This window comes from Desulfuromonas acetoxidans DSM 684, from assembly GCF_000167355.1.
GTDB lineage: Bacteria > Desulfobacterota > Desulfuromonadia > Desulfuromonadales > Desulfuromonadaceae > Desulfuromonas > Desulfuromonas acetoxidans.
In genome coordinates this window covers 79,393-93,568 of record NZ_AAEW02000011.1, presented here as the reverse complement: position 1 = coordinate 93,568, position 14,176 = coordinate 79,393, and the positions used below count along the sequence as shown (strand labels likewise).

General features: G+C 51.0%; 8 protein-coding genes. 6 read left to right on the top strand and 2 right to left on the bottom strand.

Annotated features, from left to right (window positions below):
- Positions 1–113: 113 nt before the first annotated feature.
- Positions 114–2,318, bottom strand: coding sequence for a heavy metal translocating P-type ATPase (locus tag DACE_RS10500; RefSeq protein ID WP_006001051.1), 2,205 nt, complete (start codon positions 2,316–2,318; stop codon positions 114–116).
- A gap of 138 nt (positions 2,319–2,456) precedes the next feature.
- Here DACE_RS10500 and recQ point away from each other — a divergent pair, with 138 nt between their 5' ends.
- Both recQ and DACE_RS10490 read left to right on the top strand, forming a co-directional pair.
- On the top strand, positions 2,457–4,259 hold the full coding sequence (gene recQ / locus DACE_RS10495) for a DNA helicase RecQ (protein ID WP_040367008.1): 1,803 nt from the start codon (positions 2,457–2,459) through the stop codon (positions 4,257–4,259).
- A 79-nt stretch (positions 4,260–4,338) separates the two neighbouring features.
- Positions 4,339–5,136, top strand: a complete 798-nt coding sequence (locus DACE_RS10490) for an alpha/beta fold hydrolase (RefSeq protein WP_006001049.1) — start codon at positions 4,339–4,341, stop codon at positions 5,134–5,136.
- A 315-nt stretch (positions 5,137–5,451) separates the two neighbouring features.
- On the opposite strand, the gene DACE_RS10485 is transcribed toward DACE_RS10490, so the two are convergent.
- Entirely contained in the window at positions 5,452–7,065 is a 1,614-nt protein-coding gene (locus DACE_RS10485) for a fumarate hydratase (RefSeq protein WP_006001048.1), read from the bottom strand.
- Between the two features lie 165 nt (positions 7,066–7,230).
- Here DACE_RS10485 and DACE_RS17385 point away from each other — a divergent pair, with 165 nt between their 5' ends.
- From DACE_RS17385 to DACE_RS10465, 4 genes are all read left to right on the top strand, one after another.
- Positions 7,231–10,206, top strand: a complete 2,976-nt coding sequence (locus tag DACE_RS17385; RefSeq protein WP_050770014.1) for a Cache 3/Cache 2 fusion domain-containing protein — start codon at positions 7,231–7,233, stop codon at positions 10,204–10,206.
- On the top strand, positions 10,203–11,627 hold the full coding sequence (locus DACE_RS10475) for a sigma-54-dependent transcriptional regulator (protein ID WP_006001046.1): 1,425 nt from the start codon (positions 10,203–10,205) through the stop codon (positions 11,625–11,627). The genes DACE_RS17385 and DACE_RS10475 overlap by 4 nt, the downstream gene beginning before the upstream one ends.
- A 247-nt stretch (positions 11,628–11,874) precedes the next feature.
- Positions 11,875–12,279 (top strand): hypothetical protein, encoded by a 405-nt coding sequence (locus DACE_RS10470; protein WP_040367006.1) that lies wholly within the window; start codon positions 11,875–11,877, stop codon positions 12,277–12,279.
- A gap of 55 nt (positions 12,280–12,334) precedes the next feature.
- Complete coding sequence (locus DACE_RS10465; RefSeq protein ID WP_006001044.1) at positions 12,335–14,170, top strand: methyl-accepting chemotaxis protein; 1,836 nt, start codon at positions 12,335–12,337, stop codon at positions 14,168–14,170.
- The last annotated feature ends 6 nt before the right edge of the window (positions 14,171–14,176 follow it).

Genomic DNA, 14,176 nt, shown 5'->3' with positions numbered 1-14,176 from the left:
TTATCTCTCTGTTCAGTTGTGAAATTCCACTGGCCTTATCTTCGCCAAAAAAATGTTTGGCGAAGATAAGGATTGTGTGAGTGCCGCGCAACTTAGAGAGAAATAATAAACCGTTAGGCGGTTTTTAGACGCTTGTGATAAAGACGCAAGCTGTTGGAAACGACCGTAACGCTACTTAACGACATGGCCACGGCTGCCAGCATGGGATGGAAGTGACGCAGGATATCAGGAACTGCTGGAAACAGCATAAACACACCGGCTGCCGTCGGGATAAGAGCGACATTGTAGATAAACGCCCAGAACAGATTCTGGCGGATCGTCGCCATAGTCTGGCGGCTGATCTCAATGGCGATAGGGGCACGTGACAGGCTGCCGGAAACCAGAATAACGTCGGCACTCTCCATGGCGATATCCGTGCCGCTGCCCATGGCCATGCCGATGTCAGCACGGGCCAGGGCGGGTGCATCATTGATGCCGTCTCCGACCATGGCAACCGGAGCTGTGTGTTGTTTATCAATGACGACCGAGGCTTTATCCACCGGTAGGACTTCAGCAACAATGTCGTCAATGCCGCTTTGCTTGGCAATGGCCTGAGCCGTATCGTGGTGGTCACCGGTCAACATAGTAACCGATAGCCCTTGATCTTTAAGGCGGGTAATGGCAGCCGCTGAATCTGTTTTAATAGGGTCGGACAGGGCGACTATGCCAAGTACCTCTGTCGTGTCAGCCAGGATCATGGCTGTTTTTCCCTCTTTTTGTAACGCAGTCAGTTTTTGGCGGATTGTCTCTGTCAGCCGCTGATTAAACCAATTTGGTTTGCCCAGCTGGTAGTGGGTGTTGTCAAGGACCCCTTCAACGCCCCAGCCGGAACGGGCGGCAAAGTTATTTACGGCGATCAGTTCAAGCTGCTGTTGTTTCGCTTTTTGAATCAATGCCTGACCTAAAGGGTGCTCAGAGCCCTGTTCAATACTTGCCGCCAGTTTGAGAATCTCCTCTTGGCTTTGTGTGTTGAGGGGCAGGATGTCGGTCAGGGCCGGTTTGCCTTCTGTGATGGTACCGGTTTTGTCAAAGATCATCTGGCGAATCGTTGCCGCAGTTTCAATGGCCGTGCCGTTTTTGAACAGGATTCCTTGTTCGCTGGCTTTACCAATGCCAGCCATCAATGCCGTGGGGGTTGCCAGGCCCAGGGCACAGGGGCAAGCGATGATCAACACGGCGATCAGGCGGACCATGGCCGGCACAAATTCACCACCGATGGACCACCACAGGATGAAGACCGTTATGGCAATCAGCAGCACGGTGGGCACGAAAATGGCGGCAACGCGATCAGCCAAAGCTTGAATCGGTGCCTTGCTGCCCTGAGCCTCCTGAACTAGCTGAATGATTTGAGACAGCACTGTGTCTTTGCCGACTTTCTCCGCCACCATCTCCAGCAGACCATGCTGGTTGATGGTTCCGGCGGTGACCCGATCATTGATCTGCTTATCGACCGGTAACGCCTCACCACTGAGCATAGACTCGTCTACAGCACTTTCGCCCTTGACCACCGTTCCATCGACGGGAATAGTTTGTCCCGGATAGATGCGCAGGCGGTCACCCTGGATAACGTCCCTGATTTCGACCTCTTGCTCTTTGTCGTCCGTCAGTCGTAACGCTTTTTTCGGTCGCAGGTCCATCAATTTGCGAATGGCGGCACCGGTCTTGCCTTTGGTGCGTGCTTCAAGCAGTTTGCCGAGCTTGATCAGGGTGATAATCACGGCAGAGGTTTCAAAGTAAACGTGGTCTCCGGATGCCGGAAACAGCAGTACCACCAGCGAGTAGAGATAGGCAATGGTGGAGCCCATGACCACCAGAACATCCATGTTGGCGCTGCGGTTTTGCAGGCTGCGCCAGGCACCGGTGTAGAATCCTGAACCGGTGTAAAACTGCACCGGTGTTGCCAGTAAAAGAAACAGCCAGTTGACCCAGAGGGCATGACTCCATGGTCCGATAATGCCAAAATCACGCGACATACTGAGTAAAAAAAGTGGCAGGGTGAAGGCAATACCGACGATGAAATATTTTTTCTCATTTTGTGTGTCACTCTGATCACTTTGTTCGAGATCACGTGTCGCGTGAAATCCCAGCGATTCAATTTTTTCAATCAGATCATCAACACTGAGATGTTTGCCATCGTAATGAATCGTTACGATCTCGCTGGCGAAATTGACCTGGGCACTGTCAACAGCGTCAAGCGCATTGAGCCCTTTTTCAATCGTTTGAGCGCAGTTGGCACACGACATACCGGAAATAGCTAACTGGATTTCTGTGGAGGTCATTGCAGACTCCTTAGACGTCAGATGTAATTAGGGCATGGTATCCAGCGTTCATCTATGGTTCAATAGTGGTCCATGCTGTTTATAACCTATATGGTAACAAATATTGACCTGTTTTGCACCTCCCCTAGATAAGGCGAAATTTTCGTGTCACCTCAACAAACCTTGCAAAATACGTTCGGCTTTCGCGAATTTCGTGAGCCGCAGCAACAGATTATTGAAACCCTGATAGCGGGTCAGGACTGCTTTGTCCTTATGCCAACCGGTGGTGGTAAATCGTTGTGCTATCAGATTCCGGCGTTGCACCGTCAGGGGGTTGCCATTGTTGTTTCCCCCCTGATTTCTCTGATGAAAGATCAGGTTGATGCTCTGAATGCCAACGGTGTCAGCGCGGCGTGCTACAACTCGTCGCTGGCTGCACAGGAGGCACGCGATGTTCTGTCGCAATTGCATCGCCAGCAGCTCGATCTGCTCTATGTTGCTCCCGAACGCTTGCTTAGTCCGGACTTTCTTGAGCGCCTGCATGATATCAAGATTGCTCTGATTGCCGTCGATGAAGCCCATTGTGTCTCTCAGTGGGGTCATGATTTTCGCCCTGAATATGTCCAGCTGGGACAGTTGCGCGACCAGTTTCCCGACACACCGATGATTGCTTTGACTGCCACGGCTGACATGCAGACCCGTCAGGATATTGTCGAACGTCTGCGTTTGCACCATGCCCGGAAATTTATCAGCAGTTTTGACCGGCCCAATATTCGCTATACCGTTGTTGATAAACAAAAACCGATTGTTCAACTTGAGCAATTTCTCGATCAGCACCGCAATGAGGCGGGTATTGTCTATGCCCTGAGTCGCAAACGGGTTGAAGAAATTGCCGCCAAGTTGGTAGACCGGGGGATTGTTGCCGCCGCTTACCATGCCGGTCTGCCGGATCGTCAACGCCATGAAGTTCAGGAAGCGTTTCTGCGTGATGATATTCAGGTTGTCGTCGCCACGGTGGCCTTCGGTATGGGCATCGACAAATCCAACGTGCGTTTTGTCGTCCATTACGATCTGCCAAAAAATATTGAAAGCTATTATCAGGAAACCGGTCGCGCTGGACGGGACGGGTTGCCTGCCGAAGCTCTGTTGCTGTTCGGCTATGGGGATATTGCGATTGCTCGCGGGCTGATCGAGAAGGGCGGCAATCCTGATCAGGTGCGGATCGAACTGCATAAACTTAACGCCATGGTTAGTTACGCTGAGCCGTTAACCTGCCGACGGCGCGCCTTACTTGGTTATTTTGGCGAAACGCTTGATCACGATTGCGGCAACTGCGATTTGTGTCTCAATCCCCCCGAGCGCTACAACGCCACAGAAGATGCCCAGAAAGTGTTGTCCTGTGTCTACCGGGTTGGACAACGTTTTGGCGCCAAACATGTTATTGACGTATTGCGTGGATCCAGCGGCCAACGTGTCCTGGATCTTGGTCATGATAAATTGAGCACCTATGGCATCGGCGCGGATCAGTCCAGCGATGTCTGGGGAGGACTGATCCGTCAACTCGTTCACTTAGGCTATCTGTATCAGGATGTGGCCAATTATTCCGTGATCAAGCTCACAGAACTGTCACGAACTGTGCTTACCGGTCAACAGGAATTGACCCTGGCTCGACCCCGTTTGAAAGCCGTGACCAAAAAGCCGGTACGCAAACGGGCCATGGATCTCGATTACAATGAAGATCTGTTTGAAGTGCTGCGCCAGCGCCGCAAGGAGATTGCCGATGAACAGGGCGTGCCGCCGTTTGTGGTGTTCAGTGACAACAGCCTGGTGGAGATGGCCTACTATCTGCCGCTCACTGAAGAGGAGATGATGAAAATCAACGGCGTCGGCAAGCATAAAATGGCTCATTACGGTCAGCAGTTTATGGACGCCATTGATGCTTATTGCGAGGGGGAAGAGTAATTGTTGACGAATCGAGCAGGGCATTGCGTGGTATTTTTGGTTTTTCTGATATGCTTATTGTCATAACGTTGGAGGTCTTATGAAAGCACAAATTAACGATACTGAAATTTTTTATACCGAAAGCGGTGATCCGACGAAAACCTCCGTTGTTTTTATACACGGATTCCCGTTCAGTCATGCGATCTGGCAGAAACAAATCAAGGCATTGGGGGATGATTTTCACTGCATTGCCTACGATTTCCGTGGCATGGGCGAAAGCTGTGTCGGCGATGGCCAGTACTCACTCGAAGGACATGTCGATGATCTGGTCGCATTACTGGATTTTCTGCAGATTGACCAGGCTGTGATTGTCGGTCTGTCCATGGGCGGGTATATCGCCTTGCGGGCTTTGCAACGCAATCCGGAACGATTTCTTGCTGTGGCGCTGTGCGATACCCGCAGTGAGGAGGACGACAATGCCGCGAGAATCAAGCGCGCTAACGCTGCTCAATCGGTTAAAAAGGAGGGTGCTGCCGCTTTTGCCGAAGGCTTTCTACCTGCAGTATTCAGTGAGGCGTCGATCACTAACAATGTACCGGGCGTTGGTATGATTAAACAGATTATCAGTAAAAATGCCCCGTTGGCTATCGCCGGTAACCTGATTGCCATGGCCGCACGTACTGACACCACCGCCTCTTTGAAAGACATTGCCGTGCCGACCTTGATTCTGGTAGGAGAAAAGGACAAACTGACCACTCCGGAGGACGCGCGTAATTTGCAGAATCAGATCAAAGGGTCCGTGCTGCATGTGGTTCCCGATGCGGCACATTTAAGCAATCTGGAAAACCCGGAGTTTTTCAATGCGCGTTTGCTGGAGTTCTTGCACTCGACAAAATAATTATCCGTGATACGACGTGCAAAACCTTATTTAGCTCCGTGGCAAGGGTCTCGGTACGTTCGGATAAAACCTCAAACGCCTATGGATCACTCAGGCATGAGGGCAAGGTAAATCATTGCCGATTCATTCCTGGTGGTTTTTACTCTGTGTCTCTGAGGCTGCGTGGTGAATTGTTTTTGACTTTTGTTTCATCCAGGCCTTGATCCGAAGGTCATTGTGAAGCTCAAAAGTTTTTTGGATCTGTTTGCCTGAGCATCAATAAAAAAGCCGGACCCCAGTGGAGTCCGGCTTTTTTGCGTTACGCTGGTGAGTGGATTAGATCCCCAGCTCTTTGAAGAAGTCGTTACCTTTGTCATCCACCAGGATGAAGGCCGGGAAGTCTTCAACTTCAATTTTCCAGACCGCTTCCATGCCCAGGTCTTCAAAATCGAGGCATTCAACGCTCTTGATGTTGTACTCGGCCAGGGCGGCAGCCGGGCCACCGATGGAGCCGAGGTAGAAACCGCCATGCTTGTTACAGGAATCCGTCACCTGTTGGGAGCGGTTGCCTTTGGCGATCATGATCATGGATGCGCCGCGCGACTGCAGCATGTCCACATAGGGGTCCATGCGTGCTGCGGTGGTCGGACCGAAGGATCCGGATGGCTTGCCGGGCGGAGTTTTGGCCGGACCGGCGTAGTAGATCGGGTAATCCTTGAGATATTGCGGCAGCTCTTCACCACGCTCGATGATCTCGCGGAAACGGGCGTGAGCAATATCACGACCAACGATGATGGTACCGTTGAGAGACAATTGCGTTTTGGTCGGGTACTTGGACAGTTCCGCCAGAACGTCTTTCATCGGACGGTTGAGGTCGATTTTAACCACTTCAGGACGGTTGCCGCGCTCGCCTTCAGGCATGAGGCGCGCAGGGTTGTTGTCCATCTGCTCCAGCCAGATGCCGTCTTTGTTGATCTTGGCCTTGATGTTGCGGTCTGCCGAACAGGAGACGGCCAGGCCGATGGGACAGGACGCGCCGTGGCGGCTGGAACGGATCACGCGGATATCGTGAGCGAAGTATTTACCGCCGAATTGAGCACCGATGCCCAGCTCTTGAGCGCGCTTGAGCAGCTCATTCTCCAGCTCAACATCGCGGAACGATTGACCCAGCTCATTGCCTTCAGTCGGCAAGCTGTCGTAGTAGCCTGTGGACCCGAGCTTGGCAGTTTTTAAGCAGGTTTCAGCGCTGGTGCCGCCGATGCAGAATGCCACATGGTAGGGAGGGCAGGCTGCTGTGCCGAGGGTTTTGAGTTTGCCAACCAGCCAATCGACCAGAGTGTTCTTGTTAATGGTCGCTTTAGTCTCCTGGTAGAGGTAGGTTTTGTTCGCGCTACCACCACCTTTAACGACAAACAGAAATTTATACTCGCTACCATTGGTGGCCAACAGATCAATTTGAGCCGGGAGGTTACATTTGGTGTTGACCTCGTCGTACATATTGATCGGTGCATTTTGTGAGTAGCGCAGGTTCTCTTCGGTGTAGGTCTTGTAGACTCCTTCAGAGAGTTTTTCAGCGTCATTACAACCGGTCCAGACGCCCTGACCTTTTTTACCAACGATTGTGGCAGTGCCTGTATCCTGACAGAACGGTAGCTCAAATTTAGCTGCGACAACGGCATTCTGCAGCATGGCCATAGCAACACCGCGGTCATTGGCAGAAGCTTCAGGGTCACGAAGAATGGACGCGACTTTTTCGTTGTGGGCCGGACGCAGCAGGAAGTTAACTTCGCGGAACGCCTGGTTGGACAGGAACGCCAGACCTTCGGGGTCGACTTTTAAAACTTCCTGGCCGTCAAATTCGGTGGTGCTGACATATTCCTTGGTCAACAGGCGATATTCGGTATCGTCCTTGCCCATCGGGAACGGGTCCTGGTACTTGAATTCTGACATGGTTCTCTCCTTTTGACATGACATCCTATAGGTTACAAGGGCAGAGGGTTCTCCACCGCGACTCTACAGCGCGCCTAGTATAAATGAAACTGTATACAATTGTCGATAGCTGAGCGTTTTTTTATTGATTTCCGGTGATTGAGAAGTCAGCGCAAAGACGGTAGAATGAAACAATCAATTATTAAACACGGTGGAATGATGAAAATTCGGTCGAAAATAGCCATTATGGCGCTCGTTCTGGTGTTGTTGACGGCTCTGTCCATTGTTTCTGTGGTGTTTTACCAACTCGATTATGTTCAGGACGAGATCGAAGAAGAACTGTTTACCATTGAGTTCGACCAAACGAAAAATGTCCTGCGCAATACAATTCTCATGATTGAGGCGCTGCAGGCTGAAGTTGAACGACGTCTGCACTACAATTTGAACGCCGCCCAAGCTCTTTTGAACAGTTCTGGAGGGGTTCAAATCACGCCACGCACCCAGCAGTGGACAATCATTAACCAATACGATCATTCAAGTCGTGACGTTGTTCTTCCGACACTGGAATTTGTTTCGAACAACAACTTGTACGATCCTGATCATTGGCAATCTCCATCAACAAGCCATTTTATCGAACACCTGTCCGAAGTGCTCGGCGTTACCTGCACTTTGTTTCAGCGCATAGATCCGCAGGGTGACATGTTGCGCGTCGCCACGACGGTTCCCAGCTCTGATGGGCGGGCCGCCGTCGGCACCTATATTCCGGCACAGCATCCGGACGGTTCATTTGATCCGGTTATCAGTCAAGTACTGCAGGGGCAGCGCTTTGTCGGTCGTGCTTTTGTCGTCGATGACTGGTACAACACTGCTTATCATCCGTTATATGATCAACAGCGAAATATTATCGGCATGCTCTATGTCGGCGAACGTCAATCCGAGCTCGCATCCCTGATTCATTCCATTCAACATATTGCGGCCGGATCCAGTGGTGCGTTGTTTATGATGGAGGCCCAGCCGCGTGAGGAGAATCACCGTCAGGGGGTTGTTCAGCAACTGACGTCATCTGATTACGACCATGTACATTCCGGGCTTACCAGCAAGGATGCCCAATATGCCCAGCAGATCATCGGCAAACTGCTCAATGAAAATCGCCTGCTATTGACGGATAAAATAAATGTTCTTCACACAGATGGTGGTTTAAACGGTGTGTCCGCAGTGCCGGATGACCATGTCATTGTTTACAGCTATTTTGCGCCTTGGGACTGGCTTGTTGGCATCTATTCCCAGTGTGAAACAGCCAGTTCCACCCAGCAGCGTTTAGGTGTCATGTTTCAACGTACGGTCGCCTCTGTCTGCATGACAGCTTTTTTGTGGTTCAGTTTGGCCCTGTGGCTGGCTTTCCGTCTGGCCACCCAGATCTCCAAGCCGCTTGAAAAAGCGGTAGAAGGATTTCAGCGTGTCGGCCAGGGCGATCTGGACTACGAATTAGGGCATGCCAGTGGTTTTGAAATTGAAGCGCTGTATCGTTCCTTTGACACCATGGTGCACAATCTTCAGCAGGTCACGGCATCGCGGGATGAACTGGATCTTGAAGTCAATGCCCGCCGCCAGATTGAGCAGAAGCTGCAAAATACCGTTGCCACTCTGGAAACCATTATCCGTGAAGCCCCCATGTCGATTATTGTCGTGACCCAAGAGGGGTATGTGGTGATGTGGAATCCCAGCGCCGAAAAGATGTTTGGCTGGAAAGAAAGGGAAGTTCTCGGTCAACTCTACCCCTTGGTCAGGGGGGAAGATATGACAGCAGAGTGTCTCGACTACAAAAAGCTGGTCGAAAATGGTCTGATTCTTCAGGCCAGGGAGATGCAGCGTTACCATAAAGACGGACACAAGCTTGATTTGCTGGTTTCTGCGGCCTGTCTGGCTGGCCCGGAAAGCTCCTGCGAAAACATCCTGATTTTGCTTGAAGATATATCTGCATTTAAGAAAACCCAGCGACAACTTCAGGAGCGCGAAGAGCAATATAAGCTGCTTTCTGCAGAATTTCAGTCAATTCTGAACAGTATCGAGGATGTGATCTCTCTGATCAGTCCAGATATGAAAATTCTCTGGTGTAATCACGGCAAAAAACGCTGGAATAAAAATGAAGCGGTCCTTCCCATGACCAGTTGTTATTCGCTCTGGGATAAGAACCTGAGTGAATGTAAGGATTGTCCGATCCGTAAGAGTTTTGAAACTGGTGAAAGTCACAGTTCAATCGTGACAACGCCCGATGGTGTTCGCTGGGGGATCAAAACATTTCCGCAAAAAGATGAAAACGGTCAGGTCACCAATGTGATTGAAGTGGCCAGTGATATTACCGAATCGAGTATTTTACGTGAAGAAGCCATGCGTTCGGCGCGATTGGCCTCGCTGGGGGAGTTGTCTGCCGGCATTGCCCATGAGATCAATAATCCCAACGGGGTGATCATGCAAAATGCGCCAATTATTCGTGAGATGCTCGAGTCACTGCAGCCGATTCTCGATGACTATGTTCAAGATCATGGTGATTTTACTGTCGGCCGTCTGCCTTACAGCCGAGTACGCGATAAGTTGCTTCAAATACCGCGTCGGGTTGAGGACAGTAGCCAGCGGATCAAGGCCATTGTTGATGATTTGAAAGACTTTGTGCGCGATGAAGGGGTTTTGGACGCAGGGAGTCGGGCTGATTTGAATTATGCACTTGAGGCTGCCGTGCGTTTGACAAGCAACACAGTGAAGAAAGCGACCAATTATTTTTCGGTCACTTATGCAGAGAACTTGCCCCCGTTCATCGGTTCTGTGCAACGTATTGAACAGGTCATTGTTAATCTGATCATGAATGCCTGTCAGTCGTTGCCGGACATGGACGCGTCTATCATGCTGCAGACGCGCTACGATGCCAAAAATAACCAGATTGAGTTGGAGATCATTGATCAAGGTTGCGGCATCAGTGAGGAGAATATCGCCAAAGTTACCAACCCGTTTTTTACAACAAAAAGGGAGACGGGTGGAACGGGATTAGGGTTATCGATATCATCACGCATCATTGAAGAACATGGTGGTCGCCTGTCGATTGAAAGTGTTGTCGACTCAGGGACAGAGATCACCATCTCGTTGCCGTGTTATAAGGAGGACGCATGACACATTCGGGTCTTTATCCAAAATTTCCGGTGCTGCTGGTTGATGATGAGGTGGAGTGGTTGGAGAGTTTCAGCTTTACTCTGGAATATCAGGCTGGGATCACCCATGTCATGACCTGCAGTCAAAGCCATGAAGTGATGGCGCTGCTCAAGGAGCAACCATTCAGTCTGGTGATTCTCGATATGACCATGCCGCCACCGACCGGGGAACAGTTGTTGCCGTTGATCACTGCAGAGTATCCAGATGTGCCAGTGGTCGTTCTGAGTGGACTCAATCAGCTTGATACGGCTGTCAACTGCATGAAGCTCGGGGCTACGGATTATTATACGAAAACCACTGAAATCAGCCATCTGATGACGGGGTTGAAGCGCATTCTTACCGAACAGGATCTACGCCGTGAGTTGCAAACGCTCAAAAGTGGCTTGCTCAGCTATGGCTTGAATCATCCCGACGTGTTTGAAGAGATTGTGACGCGCAGTCCGATGATGATCTCGGTGTTCAAGTACCTTGAAGCTGTCGCCTGCAGTTGTGAGCCCATTCTGATCGTCGGCGAGTCCGGGTCGGGTAAAGAGTTGATTGCCAAAGCGGTTCACCGCTTGAGTTGTCCTGATGCGCCATGGGTGGCGGTTAATGTTGCTGGACTCGATGACACTGCGTTCAGCGATACCTTGTTTGGCCATGTTCGTGGCGCGTTTACCGGCGCCGACAAACCCAGAGAGGGAATGATCGCCAAGGCTGCAGGAGGAGTTCTGTTTCTTGATGAGATTGGCGATCTGTCGTTGCAATCCCAGGTGAAGTTATTGCGTCTGTTACAGGAGAAGGAATATTTTGCGTTGGGCAGTGATGCGCCCCGTCAGGTGGAAGCGCGAATCATCTGTGCAACCAATTGCGATCTTGCCGGCAAGCAGCAGTCCGGTGCTTTTCGAAAAGATCTGTATTACCGTCTTTGCTCGCACCAGGTTGTTCTGCCACCGTTGCGTGAGCGTAGTGAAGATCTACCCTTGTTGCTCACTCATTTTCTCGAACAGGCTGCCGATCAATTGAATAAAGAGGTGCCGACCTATCCACCTCAATTGCCGGTCCTGTTATCAACGTATCACTTCCCCGGCAATATCCGAGAATTGCGTGGAATGGTTTACGATGCCTTAAGTCAGCATCGTCAGGGAATCCTGTCGATGGACGTCTTTCGCCAGGCCATTGCTATTGATGAGTCTGACAAAAACGCACCAACCTCCTGCCCGATTACCGGCAGGGTGATGTTTCCCGAGCAGTTGCCCACTCTGGATGAAGTTGCCGGGCAACTGGTTGATGAAGCCATGAAGCGTTCTCAGGGCAATCAATCAATCGCCTCAAAGCTTTTAGGGATTTCCCAACCTGCATTAAGTCGACGATTGAAAAAGTCCTCTGAGTCTTGCGCCTGAAAACCCATATAACAAACGTTATAGCCATGACACAGGTTATATTGAAAAAAGTCCTGAGAAATCAGGGCTTTTTTTATTTTATGGCCAACACGTCATGATGAAACGCATAGCCTGTTAATAACTCTTCTATGCGGTTGCGTTGGATAAAACCTGCCACGATTACAGTGACTTATGTTTTGTTTGGCCGTTGTGGCATGGGCGTTGCTCTATCACAAGGGTAAATAACGTGTTGTGCAGGGAGGTGCTTATGAAAAACGTGATTTTGACCGAAGGCAATCAAGAACGGCTGAAAATACTTTCGTTTTTATTCAGAGTATCCGGTTACACCATTGAGGTTATTCAAGATCTTGGGCGTGCGATGGCATCTTATCAAGGGCTCAGCAGTGTTGAACGGCAATCATCATTACTTGTTGTTGCCGATTATCACCACCTTGGCCACCAGCGTGAACTGCGTTTTGAAAAACTGACAACCTTGGCCCAGCTTGAACCGTCAGCAGTACTCCTTGCCGCATACCGATGGACAGAGCCGGAACAGCTAGCCCTGGTCCAAGAAGTTCCACAAGGTGAATCATTCCTGATGTGTCAGTCACATCAGATCATCGACTTTGTTGAGCGCCACTGCGCAGCACAACAATGTGACCAACAGTCCTAACAATGGGCATGCTCGTAAACAGACACTGTTTTAACCAAACCTAGCGGGGGAAGCTATGAAGAACTTGAACGTATCCATGAAAATTTTTGTGCTGAGCATGGCCTTGATCGTCGGTTTTACTGTGACGATCGGTTGGGTGTACAGCAGCTTCAAAGATCATCTGTACCATGCGAAAAATATCGAAATTAAACATTCGGTCGAAAGCGCCTGGAGCATTGTCGATTTTTATGCGCACTCCTACAAAAACGGCGAGATAACCCTGGAGCAAGCGCAGGCCTCTGCCAAAGAAGCTATCAGCCACACTCGTTTTGATCATGGCAACAATTATTTCTGGATTCAAGATGCTACACCGACCATGGTCATGCATCCGATCAAGCCGGAATTGGATGGCAAGAATCTCAGCAGCATTACCGATCCCAATGGCAAAGCACTATTTGTTGAAATGGCTCAGGTCGCCGGCAAATCTGGTGAAGGTTTTGTTGAGTACCAATGGAGCAAGCCCGGTGCCACCAAGCCTGTTGGCAAAGCCTCGTTTGTCAAGTTGCAACCTGATTGGGGTTGGATTGTCGGTGCCGGACTTTACCTTGACGATATTCAGGCTGAACTCAATGCGATCTTTTACGCGGTTATTGCTGTTGTCAGTGTGGTCATTCTTCTGGCCATAACTCTGGTGTATTTCGTCTCTCGCGGCATCTCCCGTCCACTGAAACACGCCGTAGAGATGTTGTCCAGTCTCGAAGCTGGTCAATTGTCGTCCCGAATGAATCTGAATCAAAAAGACGAAGTGGGGCAGATGGCCGCCACCATGGACAAATTTGCCGACAGTCTGCAAAACGATATCGTCGCCTCGCTGCGCAAGCTGGCCGACGGCAACCTCGACTTTGACGTGGTTCCCCACAGCGACAAAGACGAGATTCGTGGCGCCCTCAAAGCGCTTGGCAACGACATGAATGAAATTATGTCCCAAGTCCAGGTGGCAGGAGAGCAGATTGCAGCCGGATCCACTGAAGTATCCGATTCCAGTCAGGCCTTATCACAAGGTGCCACGGAATCCGCCAGCTCTCTCGAAGAGATCTCCGCCTCCATGCAGGAGCTCAGCAGCCAGATTCAACTCAGTGCCGACAACGCCGGCCAGGCCAGTCAGCTTGCCGATCAGGCCCGCACTGCAGCCGACAGCGGTAAAGACAGCATGCAGGATATGATTGGTGCCATGGACGACATCAGCGCCTCCGGTCAGGATATCGCCAAGATCATCAAAGTGATCGACGAGATCGCGTTCCAGACCAACTTGCTGGCTCTCAACGCCGCCGTAGAAGCTGCCCGCGCCGGACAGCACGGCAAAGGCTTCGCTGTTGTCGCCGAAGAGGTGCGCAACCTGGCCGCTCGCAGCGCCAAAGCCGCCAGTGAAACCGCTGAACTGATCGAAGGTTCCGTCAAAAAAGCCGAAAACGGTGTGACCATTGCCGACCGTACGGCCAGCGGCTTTAACGACATCGTACAAAGCATCGTTAAGGTGACCGATCTGGTCGCTGAAATCGCCTCGGCCAGCAACGAGCAGGCCCAAGGTGTGCAACAGGTCAGCATCGGCTTAGGTCAAATCGATCAAGTAACCCAGCAGAACACCGCCAGTGCCGAAGAGGGTGCGGCCGCCGCCGAAGAGCTGTCCAGTCAGGCCGATCAGCTGCGTCAGATGTTGGGACGGTTCGTACTCAAGCAAGGTCAGAACCGTGTGGTTATGCATCAGCCTGAGCCGGAACCTGTTGCATGGCAGGAACCTAAGCCCCAAGTTGAACGGGTGGCTTATGAGCGCAAACCTCACGCGCTTCCGGTTGAGCGTTCCCAATTGGTTCCGGGACAGGGTAGTGGTTGGGGCGAGAATGCAACCCGCTAAGGATTT